Source organism: Aliigemmobacter aestuarii (genome assembly GCF_004799285.1).
Lineage (GTDB): Bacteria > Pseudomonadota > Alphaproteobacteria > Rhodobacterales > Rhodobacteraceae > Aliigemmobacter > Aliigemmobacter aestuarii.
Genome location: NZ_SSND01000001.1, coordinates 496,336 through 513,175 on the forward strand (window position 1 = coordinate 496,336; position 16,840 = coordinate 513,175).

Genomic DNA, 16,840 nt, shown 5'->3' on the forward strand with positions numbered 1-16,840 from the left:
GGCTGGCCTGGCAGGCACCGGGAATGGCGCATTTCATCGGCGCATGTCGGTTTTCAGCCTTGCCTGCGGGGGCCGCTGGCGCATCTTGGGCGGGCGCAGAACAGCACCCGGATGGCCGCCCAATGTTCCTTTCCGTCTTTGACATCTTCAAGGTGGGCGTCGGCCCGTCGTCCAGCCACACGATGGGGCCCATGGTGGCCGGGGCGCGGTTCCTCAACAAGCTGCGCGCCAGCCCCTTCCAGTTCGCCGGGCTGAAGGCCAGCCTGCACGGCTCGCTCGCCTTCACCGGCGTGGGCCATGCCACGGACCGGGCGACGATCCTCGGGCTGGCCGGTTTCCGCCCCGACAGCTATGACGCCGCAAAGGCCGATGCTGCGCTGACCCGTATCCGCGAGACGAAGCGGATCGAGGTCGATGGTCTGCCGCCGCTGGCCTTCGATCCGTCCTCGGACCTGCTGTTCGACTATGGCCCGAACCTGCCGGGCCACGCGAACGGGATGATCCTGAAGGCGACCGACGCGCAGGGCGACGTGATCCTTCAGGAAACCTATTATTCGATCGGCGGCGGCTTCGTGCTGACTGAGTCCGAACTGGCCATGGGCGAGGCGGCAAAGACCCGTGCCAGCTGCCCCCATCCGTTCGAATCCGGGGCCGAGATGCTGCGCATGGCGGCGGAGTCGGGCCTGTCGATCGCGCAGATGAAACGTGCGAACGAACTCTGCTTCCGGTCAGCCGCCGAGCTTGACAGCGGCATCGCGCGGATCTGGCAGGTGATGAACGACTGTATCGACCGGGGCATGAAGGGCGAAGGCATCCTGCCCGGCGGGCTGAAGGTGCGCCGTCGCGCCAAGGGCATCCATGACCAGCTGATCGCCGAACGCGGGCTGAACCTGACCGCGCCGCACACGATCAACGACTGGATGAGCGTCTATGCGATGGCGGTGAACGAGGAAAACGCGGCCGGCGGACAGGTCGTGACCGCGCCCACCAACGGGGCCGCGGGCGTGGTGCCGGCGGTGCTGCGCTACTGGCTGGACCATGTGCCCGGGGCGCATCCCTCGCGTATCGGGGATTTCCTGCTGACCGCCGCGGCCATCGGGGGCCTGTGCAAGCACAATGCCTCGATCTCGGGGGCGGAATGCGGTTGCCAGGCCGAGGTGGGATCGGCCAGCGCGATGGCGGCGGCGGGGCTTTGCGCTGTTTTGGGCGGCACGCCCGAACAGGTGGAAAACGCCGCCGAGATCGCGCTTGAGCATCACCTGGGCATGACATGCGACCCGGTGAAGGGGCTTGTGCAGGTGCCCTGCATCGAACGCAACGGCCTGGGTGCGATCAAGGCGGTATCCGCCGCCTCGCTGTCGATGCGAGGCGACGGCAAGCATCTGGTCAGCCTTGACGCCTGCATCGAGACGATGCGCCAGACCGGCCACGACATGCACGAGAAATACAAGGAAACCTCGCTTGGCGGGCTGGCGGTGAACGTGCCGAACTGCTGAACATGGAAGCGCCCCCGGGCGTGCCGGGGGCATCCTCAGATCAGCACGAAGTCGGCGGCGGTCAGTGCCGTGCCATCGGCCAGATCGACGATCAGCGTGCGCCCGCCCGTCGCGTTGCCGTTGACATCGAACCACAGTTTGCCGTCGGACTGACGGTAAAGAAAGCGGTCGTCGGCATCCCCGGCAAAAGCCCTTGCCGCAAACGACTCGGCAGCAAGGGCGCCGCGCACGAGCCCGCCGCCGAAACCCGCCACGCCGATCTCGATCCGGTCACCGGTGGCGAAGTCCGTGATGACGTTGCCGGTATCCGTCCGTTCGAGGAAGACGAAGCGGTCGTTGCCCTCGCCCCCTTCCAGCGTGTCCCGTCCCCTGCCGCCGATCAGCCGGTCGCGCCCCTCGATGCCAGCCAAAAGGTTGCCGCGGGTGTCGCCGGTCAGGCGGTCGTTGAAGGTTGAACCCTCGACCGCCTCGACATTGCGCAGCCTGTCGGTGTTGCCCGCGCCGTCCCGGCCGGTTCCAAGCGCGAGGTTGACCGTCACCGCCGCCAGCGAATTCCAGTAGCTGACGGTGTCGAACCCGCCCCCGCCATCCACCGTATCGGCCCCGCCCCGGCGATAGTTCGGCGTGTAGATGTCGCCGAACTGGTCGGGGCTGATCCAGTTGTCGCTGTCGCTTCCGGTCAGCCGGTCGGCAAAGTTCGATCCACCCATGTGTTCGATGCTGACCAGCGTGTCATTGCCTTCGCCCCGGGCCGTGCCATTGCCCAGATCGACGACAACGGCATTCGCCGTCCGGCCGAACCAGATGAAATCCTCGCCGCCGCCGCCGTTGATCAGGTCATCGCCACGCTCGCCGGAAAAGCTGTTGTCGGCGCCGTTGCCGAAAAGCCGGTCATCGAACCGGCTGCCCACCACGCGTTCGACGGTCTGGAACCGGTCGGTGTTGCCCCAGCCGTCGATGGCCTGTCCCGTGCGGAAATCGAACAGGATCCCGGCCGGATCGTTCCGGTAGTCGATCCTGTCGCGGCCCTCGCCCCCGATGAACAGATCGTTGCCGCTGCTGCTCCACAGACCGTCGTTGCCGCCAAGGCCCCGAACCGTGTCATTGCCGCCGTAAAGAAAGATGTCGTCGCCCTCGTCCGTGCCGATGAGCAGTTCCGAACGGTTCGTTCCCTCGATCAAGGCCATCGTACATACCCCTTTGGTGGGTCAACTGGTCAACTTTCCGCATGACATACCACATCCCGCGGCCAAAGTAATTGGCCCGTGCCGGTGCCGGTGCCGGTGCCGCCGATGGTGGCGCCGCCTCAGACCAGAAGGATATCGTTCGCCGTCAGTGTCGCCCCGGGCTGGAGATCGGCGATCAGCACCGGCGCGGCGGCGCCGTTGCCGTCCCTGTCGAACCACAGCGTCTTGTCGGTGGTACGAAAGACGAAACGGTCGTCGGCATCCTGCGCGCGGTTGTCGTCGCGCGCGCGGAACCGGCCCGCTGACAAGGCACCGGGGGCAAGCCCTGCCCCGAAGCCGCTGGCGCTGATGAGGAAGATGTCGTTGTTGCCCGCGACATACGCGAAATCGGTGATCCGGTCGCCGCCTTCGGCGCTGGAGGCATAGATGAAGGCGTCGTTGCCCCCGCCCCCGGACAGAAGGTCCGCCCCGCCGCCGCCGTCGATGCGGTCGTTGCCGTTTCCGCCCGAAATCGTGTCGGCCAGCCCGAAGCCGCGCAACGTGTTCGCCAGCGCGTCGCCCGTGATCCGGTCTGCGCCGCCGCGCGATCCGTGGACCGTCTCGAACCCCAGATAGACGTCGCCTGCAGCGCGGCCCGTGCCATCGGTTCCGTTGCTGAGGTCCACGACGACGGCGGCTCCGTTGAAGAAATCAAGGATATCGGCCCCGCTGCCGCCCTGGATCGTTTCGGCCTCGCGGCCCGGTCGGGCGATGTCGGCATCTGCACCAAGGTCGATCAGCCCGTCCACGGTTCCGCTGCGGCCCTCGAAGATGTCCGCGCCACGCCCGAACCGCAGGTCGCCCACGATCAGCCCCCGGTTGATCACGATCTCGGTCGCGACGGCGTCGTTATCTGAAAGAGCCGCCCTTTCGCCCTCGATCAGGCCGGTGTTGCGGATGCGCAGGGTTTCCGTGGTCGAACCGCTGCCGCGAAGGATGGCGCTTCCATCGGCGGAATAGACCGTGCCGTGATTGGTGAAGCTGCTGTAGGATCCGGTGCCGGTTCCCGCGAAGCTGACGCCGGTCAGACCGCCCAGGATTTCACCCGCGTTGAACACGCGGGCATTCCGCCCGGTTATTTCCAGCCCCGAGAAGACACCGTTCAGCATCCCGGTGTCGGACACCTGCACCACGGTGTTGGAGAAGTTGGTCGCCCCGGTCGAGATCACGACCGCGCGCACGGCGTGGACGATCCCGGCCGTATAGACGTAGTTTCCCGGCGTGGTGCCCGAGATCGCCACAGGCCCGGTCGCCCCGACGACCCCCGTGCGCGTGACAAGGACGCTGTTGTCCGCGTTCAGGTCGACAAGGGCAGACCTGTAGCCCGTGATGTAAAGCATGGCCGTTCCCTTTGTTTCAGGGCGTGCCGGACGTGCCCGGCACGCGATTGTTCATGGCACCCCACCGCGATCAGATCAGCACGATGTCGCCCGCAGTCAGCGTGGCGCTGGCCTGAAGGTCGGCCACCAGCAAAAGCCCGCCCGCCGCGCTGCCGTTCGCGTCGAACCACAGCGTCTTGTCGGTGGTGCGGAAGATGAAGCGGTCATCGGCATCGAGCGCCCGGTTGCTCGCGCGGGCGACGAATTGGTCGGGGTCAAGCGCCCCGGCTCGCAGCCCGCCGCCAAAGGCGCTGGCCTTGATGTGGATGTCGTCGTTCCCCCGGCCGAAATCGGTGATCGTGTCGCCGCCCTGCACGCGGGCGAGGTAGATGAAATCATCCGCCCCCGCGCCACCCGTCAGCGTATCCCGCCCGGCCCCGCCGGTCAGCCGGTCCGCCCCGCCATTGCCGCGCAGAACGTCCGCCCCCGCACTGGCCAGCAGGACGTCAAGCCCCGCGCCGCCTGCCAGCAGGTCGTTACCGGTTCCGCCATCAAGGGAATCGTTCCCCGCCCCGCCGGTCAGCGTGTCGTTGCCCGCCATCCCTTCCAGCGTATCGTTGCCGCCGAAGCCTGCGATGGCGTTCGCGTCGCCCGTCCCGCGCAACTGGTCTGCCCCGGCTGCCGAACCAAGGATATCCTCGAACCCGGTCAGGCTGTCCGAACCCGCCGCCCCGGTGTTGGTGCCCGAGCCGTCCAGAAACACCCGGACGCCGGTCGAGGCGGAAAAATCCAGAAGGTCGCGCCCGTCCCCGCCGATCGCCACATCCCGCGCGGCACCCGGCGCATAGGTATCGTTTCCGGCGCCGAGGTCGACGGTGCCCACGATCGTCCCGCGCGCGTTGTCCAGCCTGTCATCCCCGGCGCGGGTGAAGACATCGCCCACCATGCGACCGCTGTTCGTGATGATTTCGCGCACGGTGGAGCCCGCGTCGAAGGGCGCGTAAGAGACGACCTCGCCCAGGATCAGGCCGCTGTTGACGATCTCCATCGTCCCGGCGGGGGACGACAGGACCGTGACGCCCGCGACACCGCCGACGATGCGGCCGCTGTTGACCAAAACCGCCTTCTCGTCCGGCGCATCGATGAAAAAGCCGACCGCGTAGTTCGGTCCGAAGATCGCCCCGGCGTTGTCGATCCTGGCCCGGTTTCCCAGCACGGCCGCGCCCAGGTTGAAACCCGAAACCGCGCCGCCCGCATGGACCGTCAGCGTATTGTCCGCCGCGAATTCCGAACCGAGGACGATCCCGCTGGAAGACCCGCGCACCGTGCCCTCCACGATGACCTCGTATCCCGATCCCTCGCCCGCAATCCCGTTGCGGAAAAGGGATTCGACGACAATCCCGGTCATCACGATCGCCCCCTCGTCGATCGGGGAAAGCTGGATGGCGTCATCCAGGCCGCTTTCGATATCCGTATAGGGTACGCGCAATGCCATGGCGGGTGTCTCCGGAAAATGATTTTCGCCGCGGCGTCGCATGCCGGGCCTGATGGCAAAGAAGATGCCTGCCTACCGGGCCTGTGGCAAGTCTGGTGCAGAGAGGCCCCGCGTGCCGCTTTCGCGATGGACGCCGTTCCGGGCAGCCGCTAGGACTGGCGGCATGGGAAACGCCGCACCGATCTCTGCCATTCCTTATGGCGACCGCCCCGTCGCGGGGGTGCTGCTGATGCTTGCCTTCTGCGTGCTGGCGCCGCTGCTGGACGTGGCGGCGAAACTGTCGGCCGACACGATCCCCGTGGGCCAGGTCACGCTTGCGCGGTTCTTCTTCCAGGGCCTCCTGATGATCCCGGTCGCGCTGGTGATGGGCCTGTCGTGGCGGATCGGGCGCGGCATGGCGGGGATGCTGTTCCTGCGCGCGGTGCTTCTGGTCCTGTCGACTTATTGCTTCATCGCGGGGATCGCGGTGATGCCGATTGCCGACGCGCTGGCCATCGTCTTTGTCGAACCTTTCATCCTTCTGTTCATCGGCAAGATCCTGTTCGGCGACGAGGTGGGGCCGCGGCGGATCGCGGCCTCGGTCGTGGGGTTCGGCGGGGCGATGCTGGTGATCCAGCCGGCCTTCGCCAATTTCGGGCTGGTGGTTCTGTATCCGCTGGGGACGGCCTTCCTGTTCGCCGCCTACATGCTGGTGACGCGGGCGATGTCGAAGGGAATCCATCCGGTGACGATGCAGCTGCACACGTCGCTCGCCGGCGTGCTGCTTTGCGCCCCGGTGATCGCGCTGGCGGATGGATCGGGGATTGCCGAGCTCGACCCGGTGATGCCGCAGGGCATCGTCTGGCTGTGGCTGTTCGGCGTAGGGTTCTGGGCCGGGGTCAGCCACATGTGCATGACCTATGCGCTGAAGTTCGCCCCGGCCTCGACCGTCGCGCCGCTGCATTATTTCGAGATTCCGGTGGCGGTGATCCTGGGCTATCTGATCTTCAGCGACTTCCCAAATCCGCTGACCTGGGTCGGGATCGCGATCATCGTCGGATCGGGGCTTTATGTGATCTGGCGCGAACAGGTGGCCGCACGCAAGCGGCGCGCCACCCAGTCGATGACGGACGCCACCTTCTGACGGCGGCGCTGCCTAGGGCCCGACCAATGCCGCAAGCACCGACCTGAGCCGCTTGCGCGGCAGGATCACCACCATCCCCGGCCCGTCGAATTCCAGCCGCACCCGGCGTGCGATCGCCTCGTTCGAGGTGCCGATGCGGCCGTCGGGGGCCAGGGTCAGCCCGTCGATCGGCCAGCGCAGGCCCTCGGACCGCCCCTCGATCCGGGTCAGGGGGAACAGCGACAGCCGGTCGCCGGGAGCAAGCCGCAATGTCAGGTCGCGCGGCGCGGCAAAGACGGCGTCGCGTTCACCCAGCAGGATGCAGGGCGGCCCGGCGCCGCGCTGGACAAGCGCGCTAAGGACGGCCAGTTCGTGATCAAGCCGTCCGCCAAGCACCCCGAGCGCCAGAACGAAGGGCGCCGCCACATGCCGCAACGCCTTGTCGAAATCCGTGGTTTCCTGTTCGGCGACGGGATGGATCACGCCCGCCGGAAGCGCGCGGCGCATGTCGTCGGAGAGAGAGTCCATGTCGCCGATCACGGCAACGGGCGGGATGCCCGCGCGCAGCAGATGCGCGGCGCCGCCATCCGCCGCCACGGCAACGGGCGCGAGCCGCATCGCCAGCGCCAGATCCCGGCGCCGGACCGGGCCACCCGCGACAAGCGTGACGCCCTGCAAAGATTCGACAATCGGTTGATTCATGCGGATACTGTTCTCAATTAAGGCAAGGTTGGCGGGTCGGGGCCATAATCAATCCTTCAAATTACCCCTATCTGTCCACGGAATCGAACGCCAGCGACGTAGATTGGGTCGGTGACTTTGTAGAAGGCGAGCATCCGATGGTGGGCGCGAGTAAAATCCTCACGGTGTCCTACGGCACCTTCTCCTGCACGTTGGAGGGGTTCGACGACCCTTTCAACACGATGAAGGCGATTGCCGAGTACTTCCGCGACCTCGCAGCCGAAGATCGCTATTTCGGTGCCGAGCCGCCGCAACCCGACGCGGCCATGCTGCACCGGATCGCCGAACGCGAAATCCAGCGCCGGGTCGAGGCGAAGATCCAGGAAAACGGGGTGATCCTGCGGGCGGGCGAGGCGGATGCCTCTGTCCCGGCGCAGGCGCCTCTGGCGTCCCCGGCGGCGGTTGCCGATGCGGTCGCAGATGTCGGTGAGGCCAAAGCGGCCGCTTCGCCCGAAGCCCCCACCGCCGAGCCTGTCGCGGAAGCCCCGGCAGCAGAGCCGGTGGCGGAAGCGTCGCGGCCTGTCGTCCATATCCCCGCCCGCGAACCGCAACCTGCCCCGGCCGCAGCCCCCGTGCTGCACGATCAGGCCGAGATTTCGGAAAGCGTGGCGGCCAAGCTTGCCCGCATCCGTGCCGCCCAGGCAGCAGCCCAGACTGGACAGGCTGGGACGGCGACGACCATCGCCGCGTCGGTCGCGGCCCCTGTGGCTGCACCCGCTTTGGAGGACGCTCCGGTTGCCGAGGCGCCCGCAGCCGCAACGCTTCCTTCCGATGACGAATATTCCGAGGATCAGCACGCCGGGTTCGCCGCAGGCGACGAGGTGGCCGATGTGCTGTCGTCCCTCTCCGAAGAGGTAGCCGACACGACGCCGGAAACGGTTGCCGATGAAGTGGCCGAAGACCTGCTGCCCGAAACCGAGGCGCGCGCCGACGATCTTTCCACGGGCGACCTGAACGACATCCTGCCCGAGGATTATGCCGAGGCGGTCGAGGATGCCATCGCCGATGACCTGCAAGAGCTTTCGGCGCCGTCCGCGGAAGCCGAGGCCGTGACATACGAAGAAGACGACCTGTCGTCGATCCTCGCGCAGCTTGAGACCCCCGCCGAACCGGAGGCCACCGCGTCGCCTTTGATGGGCGAGGCGGATGACGACGAAGATCTTGCCATCCTGGACGACCTGAAGCCGCAGGCCGATCCGGTCGGGGCGGACATCGCCGAACCGGAGGCCCCGCTTGCGGCGGCCGTTGCCGAAGACCGGCTGGAAGAACTGGGCGAAGATGTGGCCGAAGATGTGGACGGCGATGCGGCCGGGGACGCGGCGGGGGATGCCGCCGGGGGTCGTGACATCTGGGCCGAGGAAGCCGAGGACCCGTCCACCGGATTCGACGACGAGGATGATCCGGTCATCGAACCCGCAGCGCAGGACGCCGCAGCGCCCGAAGTGCAGGCTGCGGAAGCCGTCGAGGCCGACACGGATGCCGACGCTGCAGACAGCGAAGCCGCGCCGGTCGCCGCAAAGATCGAACGTGCCCGCGCGCGGGTGATCAAGGTGCGCCGTGTGACCCCTGCCGAAGGTCGAACCGCGCCGCAGGACACCGCCGAACCGCCGGTCGCTGCCAACGAGGACACGCAGGCCAAAGACACGCAGGCCAAAGACACGCAGGCCGAGGAAACGCAGGCCGAGGAAACGCAGGCCGAGGACTGGCCAACCGAAGCCGCCGGCGCCGATCCGGCTGACGGCCGACTGTCGCCCGAAGCCGAAGCCGATCTGATGCGCGAACTGTCCGCGCTCGAGGATGAGGCCGAGGCGCCCCCGGCGTCCGGCTCTGTCCGCCCCGCGCGCCCGGTGCTGCCGACCCGTCCGGGACGGCGCACGCTGGAACGCAGTTCCGGCGAGGATGCCGTGACCCGGCTGATCGCCAAGACCGACAGCGAGATGCATGGGCCGGAAAACCGCCGCCGTTTGTCGGCGATTGCCCATCTCAAGGCGGCGGTCGCAGCGACGGTGGCCGAACGCAAGGTCGCGGGCGAGGCGAAATCCTCGGACAACGATCGCATCGACCCCTACAAGAGCGACCTGTCGCGCATCGTCCGCCCGGCGCCCGGCGAGGGGACACGCACGGTCGGGGCGACCGATCGGCCGACGCCGCTTGTCCTGGTGTCCGAACAGCGCGTGGACCGCCGCGCCTCGGACGGCGCGGCCCCGGCGCAAGCGTCCCCTGTGGCGTCGCCTGTAGCGTCTCCGGTGCCAGCCCCCGCCTCCGTCGGGCCGATCCGTCCGCGCCGTATCGTCGCCGGTGGCGCGGCGGCGGCGGTGGCCGACGATTTTGACGACGAGGACGACGACATCGCCGGCGATGACGCCAACATCTTTGTCGACAACGCCGGTTTCGCGGAATTCGCCGACCGCCTGGGCGCCGAAAGCCTTTCGGAACTGCTGGAGGCCGCAGCGGCCTATACCGCGACCGTCGAGGGCCGCCCGCATTTCACCCGGCCGCAGATCATCCGCCAGGTGAACGCGATCCAGAGCGTTGAGATCCCGTCACGCGAGGACAGCCTGCGCAGCTTCGGCAACCTGCTGCGTGCGGGCAAGATCCAGCGCGTCAAGCGTGGCCAATATGCGCTGACGGACCTGTCGCACCTTCTGTCCGAGGCAAAGAAGCTCACCGGCTGACCGAAGCCGCGTCCGAACCCGTGGGTCGAGGGCTGCCACCCTCCCCACCGATCAGGCGGAGGGGCCCGGCCCTTCCGCCTTTTCCTTTTCGGCGCGGGTCACGGCCTCGGGGTCGGGCTGGCCCACGCCGCGAAAGATTGCCCGGAAGGGCATCGCCCAAAGGAAGCCCAGAACCACATAGACAAGGAACTCGGCCCAGATCGGCAGCCGGCCGAAGGTCCGGTCGGCCCAGTTCACCAGCGTCACCGCCGCCACAACATAAAGCGGCAGCCCCACGACCAGGATCAGGAGCGACAGCCGCTTGCGGGTCTTGTAGCGCAGGGCCATCGGATCAGTCCGCGAAGGGATCGGTGACAAGGATCGTGTCGTCGCGTTCCGGGCTGGTGGAAAGCATCGCGACGGGGCACTGGATCAGCTCTTCGATCCGGCGCACATATTTGATTGCCGCACCCGGCAGATCGGCCCAGGACCGCGCGCCTTCGGTCGATTCATGCCAGCCTTCGATTTCCTCGTAGACCGGCACACAACGCGCCTGCTGATCGGCGGCGATCGGAAGGTAATCCAGCCGCTTGCCGTCAAGGTCATAGCCCACGCAGATTTTCAGCACATCGAACCCGTCCAGCACGTCCAGCTTGGTCAGCGCGATGCCGTTGATGCCGGAAATGGCGCAAGTCTGGCGCACCAGCGCGGCGTCGAACCAGCCGCAACGGCGCTTGCGCCCGGTCACGGTGCCGAACTCGCGCCCGCGGCTGCCCAGGCGTTCGCCGGTGTCGTCCTGAAGTTCGGTCGGGAACGGGCCTTCGCCGACGCGGGTCGTGTAGGCCTTGACGATACCCAGGACGAAGTCGATGGCATTGGGGCCAAGGCCCACGCCCGTCGCCGCCTGACCGGCGATCACGTTCGAGGAGGTGACATAGGGATAGGTGCCGAAGTCGATATCCAGAAGCGAACCCTGCGCGCCTTCGAACAGGATGCGTTTGCCCGCGCGGCGCATCTCGTTCATCACCTTCCAGACCGGGGCGGCATAGGGCAGGATCTGCGGCGCGATCTCGTTAAGGCGCGCGATGGTGGCGTCACGGTCGATCGGTTCCAGCCCGAGGCCCGCGCGCAACGCGTTGTGATGCACAAGCGCCCGATCGACCCGCAGTTCCAGCGTGGCCTGATCCGCCAAATCCGCCACCCGGATCACCCGGCGGCCGACCTTGTCTTCATAGGCCGGGCCGATGCCGCGACCGGTGGTGCCGATCTTGGCCTTCGATCCCGTCGCCTGCGCCTCGCGCGCGCGGTCCAGCTCGCCGTGATAGGGCATGATCAGCGGCGTGTTTTCCGCGATCATCAGCGTTTCGGGGCTGATCTCGACGCCCTGCTCGCGGATCTTGGCAATCTCGTCCACCAGATGCCAGGGATCGAGAACCACACCGTTGCCGATGACCGAAAGCTTGCCGCCGCGCACCACGCCCGAAGGCAGCGCGTTCAGCTTGTAGACCTTGCCGTTGATCACCAGCGTGTGGCCCGCGTTGTGGCCGCCCTGAAAGCGCGCGATCACATCGGCGCGTTCCGACAGCCAGTCGACGATCTTGCCCTTGCCCTCGTCGCCCCATTGGGCGCCCACGACAACCACGTTGGCCATAATCGGAGATCCTTCCCGCGTCAGGTGAAACCGCTGCCCCTATAAAGAACGCGTCCCCGACAGGAAACAGCAAAATCGACGCGGCGCGGTCCCGGCGTATCGATCCCTTGACCAGTCCGGGCCGGGCGCGGCAGGGTGCGCGGGCCGGAACGGGTGACGGAACGGGTAAGGGGGGGCCGGATCATGGGGATACTGCTGCGCTGGATCGGGGCCTTTGCATTGCTGACGGCCACCTTCAACCCAACGGACTGGAACTATGTCCGCTGGGTGCAGGCGAATTTCTCGGACCAGATGGCGCTGGCGGTCTTTCTGGGGCTGATCCTTGGCGTGGGCTACATGGTCTATGGGGTGGCGACCCTGCGGTCGATCGGGGCGTTCGGGATCATCCTCGTGGGCGCGATCTTCGGCGCGGGGCTCTGGGTGCTGCATGACTGGGGCCTTATGACGCTGGCCAACCGCAGCCTGAACCTGTGGCTGGCGATCCTTGCGCTGTCGCTGATCCTCGGAATCGGCCTGTCCTGGTCGATCTTGCGGCAGAAACTGTCGGGCCAGGCCAGCGTGGACGAAATCGAGGGCTGACGCGTATCACCCCGCGCCCCTTCACCCTTGCGCGCCCCCGCCCTTCCGCCTAGATAGGCGCGTCAGCATCCGGAAGGCCCCATGGAAAACGTCATCCTCACCATCCATCTGATCCTCGCCCTGCTTCTGATCGGCGTCGTGCTTCTGCAACGCTCGGAAGGCGGCGGGCTTGGCATGGGCGGCGGTGGCGGCGCTATCTCTGGGCGCAGCGCAGCCAATGCGCTGACCAAGCTGACCTGGGTCTTTGCGATCGCCTTCATCATCACCTCGATCACGCTGACGATCATCGCCGCGAAGAATTCCGCAGGCTCCTCGGTCGTGGACCAGATCGGCGGCGAGGCGCCCGCCCCGGCCACGGCGCCGGTCGCACCCTCGCTTGGCACCGACCTGCTGCCGCCGTCGGACCCGACCGCGCCGCTGACGCCCCCGCGCGTCGAGGAACCGGCCGCGCCCGCCCCTGCAGAACCCGCGCCCGCCCCCGCCGCCCCGGCGGAAGGCAGCGCGCCCGCCCCGGCTCCGGCTCCTGCTGCTGGCAACTAAGCCCGACCTCGGGCCATCCGGCCCGAAAACCACAACCTTTTGTCGGCAGCCGGCATAATCCACCATCATCTTGCGGTCCGGTTGCGCGGGCCCTTGGGTTCGGCTATAGGTCGACTCCCGTGATGCTGTGATTCCTTGCAGCCGAATCGCAACCGAACGATTTCACGGGAGGCCACATGGCACGCTTCATTTTCATCACCGGCGGCGTGGTTTCGTCCCTTGGCAAGGGCCTGGCCTCGGCGGCGCTCGGGGCGCTGTTGCAGGCGCGGGGCTATTCGGTGCGGTTGCGCAAGCTCGACCCCTATCTGAACGTCGATCCCGGCACGATGTCGCCCTTCGAACATGGCGAGGTCTTCGTGACCGATGACGGCGCCGAGACGGACCTGGACCTTGGCCACTACGAACGCTTCACCGGCGTGCCCGCGCGCAAGACCGATTCCATCTCGTCGGGCCGGATCTACATGAACGTGCTGGAGAAGGAGCGGCGCGGCGACTACCTGGGCAAGACGATCCAGGTGATCCCGCACGTGACGAACGAGATCAAGGATTTCCTGCGCATCGGCGAATCCGAGGTCGATTTCATGCTGTGCGAGATCGGCGGCACCGTGGGCGACATCGAGGGCCTGCCCTTCTTCGAGGCGATCCGCCAGTTCATCCATGAACGGCCGCGCGGCCAGTCGATCCTGATGCACCTGACGCTGCTGCCCTACCTGTCGGCCTCGGGCGAGCTGAAAACGAAACCCACCCAGCATTCGGTGAAGGAACTGCAATCCATCGGCCTCGCGCCCGATGTGCTGGTCTGCCGGTCCGAACACCCGATCCCGGAAAAGGAGCGCGAGAAGATCGCGCTGTTCTGCAACGTCCGGAAAGAAGCGGTGATCCCCGCCTATGACCTTAAGACGATCTATCAGGCGCCGCTGGCCTATCATCACGCCGGGCTTGACCAGGCGGTGCTGGACGCCTTCGGCATCGCCCCTGCCCCGCGCCCGAACATGGCCCGCTGGGAAGACGTGATGGACCGGCTGGAGAACGCCGAGGGCGAGGTGCGCGTGGCGATCGTGGGCAAGTACACCCAGCTTGAGGACGCCTACAAGTCCATCGCCGAGGCGCTGACCCACGGCGGCATGGCCAATCGCGTGAAGGTCCGCGCGGAATGGATCGACAGCGAGATCTTCGAACGCGAGGACCCGGCGCCCTGGCTGGAAGGCTTCCACGCCATCCTCGTGCCCGGCGGCTTCGGCGAACGGGGCACCGAGGGCAAGATCAAGGCCGCGCAATTCGCCCGCGAAAAGGGCATCCCCTATCTGGGCATCTGCCTTGGCATGCAGATGGCGGTGATCGAGGCGGCCCGCAACCTCGCCGGTGTCGCCGATGCCGGGTCGGAGGAATTCGATCACGAGGCCGGCGCCCGGCGCTTCACCCCGGTCGTCTACCACCTGAAGGAATGGGTGCAGGGCAACCACCGCGTCGAACGCCGGGTCGGCGACGACAAGGGCGGCACGATGCGGCTGGGGGCCTATACCGCCGCGCTCACGCCCGGCTCGAAGGTGGCCGAGGTCTATGGCGCGACGCAGATCGAGGAACGCCACCGCCACCGCTATGAGGTGGACGTGAAATACCGCGACAAGCTGCAATCCTGCGGGCTGGTGTTTTCCGGCATGAGCCCCGACGGCCGCCTGCCCGAGATCGTCGAGGTCAAGGACCACCCCTGGTTCATCGGCGTCCAGTTCCACCCGGAACTGAAATCCAAACCCTTCGCCCCCCACCCCCTCTTCGCCGATTTCGTCCGCGCGGCGGTGGAGACGTCACGGCTGGTGTGAGGTACCTCGAAACGGCGACCGAACCACAGTCGGACCTGTCTTGCTTTCGCGGAGACTTTCAGCAAAAACCACGCAGCGCCCGCCGCGTACCCCGATGCGCATTGCAGGAGGTCAGGCACCAAGCATGACCACAATGTGCAGAAACGTGACGATACGGTGCAAATCACTGGCCGAGCCGGGATATCGCCCCCGACAAACCCGTATTCAATTGCTTGATCTCTGATACTGTGCCCCGGCAACAGCCTTTAGGAGCACTATCACATCATGCGCGGTACGCAGTTTAACGATTTCATCTCTGCCACAAGTAGGGTTGGCGCAAGCTACTTCGGCCTTGGCGGCGATGACATGTTCCAGTTCTATTCCGCATCGGCAAGAAGCAAGTTCAATGGGGGCGCCGGAAACGACACGCTGGCCGGCGTGGGGGTGTCGTTTGTCGGCGGGCGATTGGTTCCAAGTCTTGAAGGTACAGTTTTCAATGGCGGAACCGGCTTTGACACCATCGTCTACAACGTGAACCTCGGAGGCAGCCTGAGCCGGGTCAATCTGTCGACCGGCGGCGCAGGGTTGAACAGTGTTGAAGCCCAAGGTTATGCGATCGACCTTGACCTTTCCTCCACAAGCCCGTCGTCCTTCACGATCACAGGCACGAACGGGCGCGACCTGATTTCAGTTTTCAACAACGGTTTGGGGCGTGCAACGGCCCTGACGGTTTCCGGAGGACGCGGCAACGACACGCTTGAACTTGGTTCAAACTTCCAGGCTGTGACAAACCTGATCCTGCGCGGCGGGGGCGGAAACGACCAGATAACGGTGCGTTTCGCCCAAGGTTCGGATGGAGCCCGGCTGGACGGCGGTGACGGGAACGATACCATCCAAGGGGATGTGGCACATGGTGAGATGCTTTTTGGTGGCAGTGGTCGGGACACAATCGTTATTGGTGCATCGGCTTTCTCGGTGGTGAGACCAGACACGATCCGACTCGGCACTGGGCGTGATACGCTAAGGTTGGAAGACTTGGATCAGTTTTCGCTGCGCCATGTCGGCAATGTTGCCGACTTCAATCTCAGCGACGACCGTATCTCGGTTTCAGAGGCATTTGAGGGCAAGGTGGTTTTTGACGATATGCCCGAAGCAGCAACCGGCTTTGATCCGGTTGAACAGTTTATCGTCGTCGACCGACAGGAAGGGACACTGTCAGTGGTGAGCAACCTTTCCGCAGACATTGCCAACGGAGCAACATTGATCCTGGATTTCGGACGGGGCCTGAACCTCGGGCTGCGGCACTTCTCCTACTACGACGACGTGGTCTGAGAGCAGAAGTAATGTTCCCCCTCCCCCTTGTGGGGAGGGATGGGGAGGGGGGCGGCGTGCGTCCGGCAACAGATCACCATCCCCCCTTGCCCGCCCCTGACATCCCCCCTACCCTCGCGCCATGCTGTCCTACCAACATCTCTATCACGCGGGGAATCCGGCCGATGTGCAGAAGCATGCGCTTCTGGCCTGGGTGCTGGATTACCTGACGCAGAAGGACAAGCCCCTCAGCTACATCGAAACCCATGCGGGCCGGGGGCTTTACGACCTGTCGGCGCCCGAGGCGGTCAGGACCGGCGAGGCGGCCGAGGGCGTGGGGCGGCTGGCCGAACGGCTGACCGCGGGCCATCCCTACCGCCAGCGGCTTGACGAGGTGCGGGTGATGCACGGTCCGCAGGCCTATCCCGGCTCGCCCCTGATCGCGGCGCTGTCGCTGCGGGAAACCGACACGATCCACCTGGCCGAACTGCACCCGCAGGAACACGCCGCGCTGAAGGCCGCGATGGAGGGATGGGAGGCGCATCTCTACAAGGCCGACGGCTTCCAGACGGCGCTGGCGATCACGCCGCCCACGCCGCGCCGGGGGGTGTTGCTGATCGACCCGTCCTATGAGGTGAAGGAGGATTACGCCGCGATCCCAAAGCACCTGGCCGCGATCCACCGCAAGTGGAACGTGGGCATCCTGATGCTGTGGTATCCGATCCTGTCCAGCGGCGCGCATCGCCCGATGCTGGCCGCGCTGGAACGCGACCACCCCGGCGCACTGCGTCATGAGGTGGGCTTTCCCCCCGTGCGCGAAGGGCACCGGATGATCGGTTCGGGCCTTTTTGTCATCAACCCGCCCTGGGGCATGGCCGAGGCCGCGGCCGAGGTAGGGCGCCTGTTCGGCGCCGGGGCGTGAGGGGG

14 protein-coding genes are annotated in these 16,840 nt (G+C 66.4%); 8 read left to right on the forward strand and 6 right to left on the reverse strand.

Annotated elements, in window-relative coordinates; translation table 11 throughout:
* The first annotated feature begins 122 nt into the window (after positions 1-122).
* Complete coding sequence (locus E7811_RS02305; RefSeq protein ID WP_136392973.1) at positions 123-1,496, forward strand: L-serine ammonia-lyase; 1,374 nt, start codon at positions 123-125, stop codon at positions 1,494-1,496.
* 35 nt (positions 1,497-1,531) lie between these two features.
* Here the strand turns inward: E7811_RS02305 and E7811_RS02310 are convergent, their stop codons facing one another.
* The 3 genes from E7811_RS02310 to E7811_RS02320 all read right to left on the reverse strand — a co-directional run bounded on the left by E7811_RS02310 (position 1,532) and on the right by E7811_RS02320 (position 5,536).
* Positions 1,532-2,683 (reverse strand): calcium-binding protein, encoded by a 1,152-nt coding sequence (locus E7811_RS02310; protein WP_136392974.1) that lies wholly within the window; start codon positions 2,681-2,683, stop codon positions 1,532-1,534.
* 119 nt (positions 2,684-2,802) lie between these two features.
* The gene (locus E7811_RS02315) at positions 2,803-4,062 is read right to left on the reverse strand and encodes a calcium-binding protein (protein ID WP_136392975.1); all 1,260 of its coding nucleotides are present in this window, start codon (positions 4,060-4,062) and stop codon (positions 2,803-2,805) included.
* 70 nt (positions 4,063-4,132) lie between these two features.
* Positions 4,133-5,536, reverse strand: coding sequence for a calcium-binding protein (locus E7811_RS02320; RefSeq protein WP_168732904.1), 1,404 nt, complete (start codon positions 5,534-5,536; stop codon positions 4,133-4,135).
* Between the two features lie 163 nt (positions 5,537-5,699).
* On the opposite strand from E7811_RS02320, the gene E7811_RS02325 reads away from it, so the two are divergent.
* A complete protein-coding gene (locus E7811_RS02325) occupies positions 5,700-6,659 on the forward strand; it encodes a DMT family transporter (RefSeq protein ID WP_246020166.1) in 960 nt (319 codons plus the stop codon).
* Positions 6,660-6,671: 12 nt separating this feature from the next.
* On the opposite strand, the gene E7811_RS02330 is transcribed toward E7811_RS02325, so the two are convergent.
* A complete protein-coding gene (locus E7811_RS02330) occupies positions 6,672-7,340 on the reverse strand; it encodes a thiamine diphosphokinase (protein ID WP_136392977.1) in 669 nt (222 codons plus the stop codon).
* A 137-nt stretch (positions 7,341-7,477) separates the two neighbouring features.
* On the opposite strand from E7811_RS02330, the gene E7811_RS02335 reads away from it, so the two are divergent.
* Positions 7,478-10,054, forward strand: coding sequence for a hypothetical protein (locus E7811_RS02335; protein ID WP_136392978.1), 2,577 nt, complete (start codon positions 7,478-7,480; stop codon positions 10,052-10,054).
* A 51-nt stretch (positions 10,055-10,105) separates the two neighbouring features.
* Here the strand turns inward: E7811_RS02335 and E7811_RS02340 are convergent, their stop codons facing one another.
* Complete coding sequence (locus E7811_RS02340; RefSeq protein ID WP_136392979.1) at positions 10,106-10,381, reverse strand: DUF2842 domain-containing protein; 276 nt, start codon at positions 10,379-10,381, stop codon at positions 10,106-10,108.
* 4 nt (positions 10,382-10,385) lie between these two features.
* The gene (locus E7811_RS02345; RefSeq protein WP_136392980.1) at positions 10,386-11,684 is read right to left on the reverse strand and encodes an adenylosuccinate synthase; all 1,299 of its coding nucleotides are present in this window, start codon (positions 11,682-11,684) and stop codon (positions 10,386-10,388) included.
* Between the two features lie 183 nt (positions 11,685-11,867).
* Here E7811_RS02345 and E7811_RS02350 point away from each other — a divergent pair, with 183 nt between their 5' ends.
* The 5 genes from E7811_RS02350 to E7811_RS02370 all read left to right on the forward strand — a co-directional run bounded on the left by E7811_RS02350 (position 11,868) and on the right by E7811_RS02370 (position 16,835).
* Positions 11,868-12,263, forward strand: a complete 396-nt coding sequence (locus E7811_RS02350; protein WP_136392981.1) for a DUF6524 family protein — start codon at positions 11,868-11,870, stop codon at positions 12,261-12,263.
* Between the two features lie 81 nt (positions 12,264-12,344).
* Positions 12,345-12,803, forward strand: coding sequence for a preprotein translocase subunit SecG (secG, locus tag E7811_RS02355; RefSeq protein ID WP_136392982.1), 459 nt, complete (start codon positions 12,345-12,347; stop codon positions 12,801-12,803).
* 176 nt (positions 12,804-12,979) lie between these two features.
* Positions 12,980-14,623 (forward strand): CTP synthase, encoded by a 1,644-nt coding sequence (locus E7811_RS02360; protein WP_136392983.1) that lies wholly within the window; start codon positions 12,980-12,982, stop codon positions 14,621-14,623.
* Positions 14,624-14,968: 345 nt separating this feature from the next.
* The gene (locus E7811_RS02365; protein ID WP_136392984.1) at positions 14,969-15,934 is read left to right on the forward strand and encodes a calcium-binding protein; all 966 of its coding nucleotides are present in this window, start codon (positions 14,969-14,971) and stop codon (positions 15,932-15,934) included.
* Positions 15,935-16,055: 121 nt separating this feature from the next.
* Positions 16,056-16,835 (forward strand): 23S rRNA (adenine(2030)-N(6))-methyltransferase RlmJ, encoded by a 780-nt coding sequence (locus E7811_RS02370; RefSeq protein ID WP_136392985.1) that lies wholly within the window; start codon positions 16,056-16,058, stop codon positions 16,833-16,835.
* The last annotated feature ends 5 nt before the right edge of the window (positions 16,836-16,840 follow it).

Coding starts and splice junctions, on each gene's coding strand:
- E7811_RS02305 (WP_136392973.1), top strand. CDS start 123: ATGTTCCTTTCCGTCTTTGACATCTTCAAGGTGGGCGTCGGCCCGTCG.
- E7811_RS02310 (WP_136392974.1), bottom strand. CDS start 2,683: ATGGCCTTGATCGAGGGAACGAACCGTTCGGAACTGCTCATCGGCACG.
- E7811_RS02315 (WP_136392975.1), bottom strand. CDS start 4,062: ATGCTTTACATCACGGGCTACAGGTCTGCCCTTGTCGACCTGAACGCG.
- E7811_RS02320 (WP_168732904.1), bottom strand. CDS start 5,536: ATGGCATTGCGCGTACCCTATACGGATATCGAAAGCGGCCTGGATGAC.
- E7811_RS02325 (WP_246020166.1), top strand. CDS start 5,700: ATGGGAAACGCCGCACCGATCTCTGCCATTCCTTATGGCGACCGCCCC.
- E7811_RS02330 (WP_136392977.1), bottom strand. CDS start 7,340: ATGAATCAACCGATTGTCGAATCTTTGCAGGGCGTCACGCTTGTCGCG.
- E7811_RS02335 (WP_136392978.1), top strand. CDS start 7,478: ATGGTGGGCGCGAGTAAAATCCTCACGGTGTCCTACGGCACCTTCTCC.
- E7811_RS02340 (WP_136392979.1), bottom strand. CDS start 10,381: ATGGCCCTGCGCTACAAGACCCGCAAGCGGCTGTCGCTCCTGATCCTG.
- E7811_RS02345 (WP_136392980.1), bottom strand. CDS start 11,684: ATGGCCAACGTGGTTGTCGTGGGCGCCCAATGGGGCGACGAGGGCAAG.
- E7811_RS02350 (WP_136392981.1), top strand. CDS start 11,868: ATGGGGATACTGCTGCGCTGGATCGGGGCCTTTGCATTGCTGACGGCC.
- secG (WP_136392982.1), top strand. CDS start 12,345: ATGGAAAACGTCATCCTCACCATCCATCTGATCCTCGCCCTGCTTCTG.
- E7811_RS02360 (WP_136392983.1), top strand. CDS start 12,980: ATGGCACGCTTCATTTTCATCACCGGCGGCGTGGTTTCGTCCCTTGGC.
- E7811_RS02365 (WP_136392984.1), top strand. CDS start 14,969: ATGTTCCAGTTCTATTCCGCATCGGCAAGAAGCAAGTTCAATGGGGGC.
- E7811_RS02370 (WP_136392985.1), top strand. CDS start 16,056: ATGCTGTCCTACCAACATCTCTATCACGCGGGGAATCCGGCCGATGTG.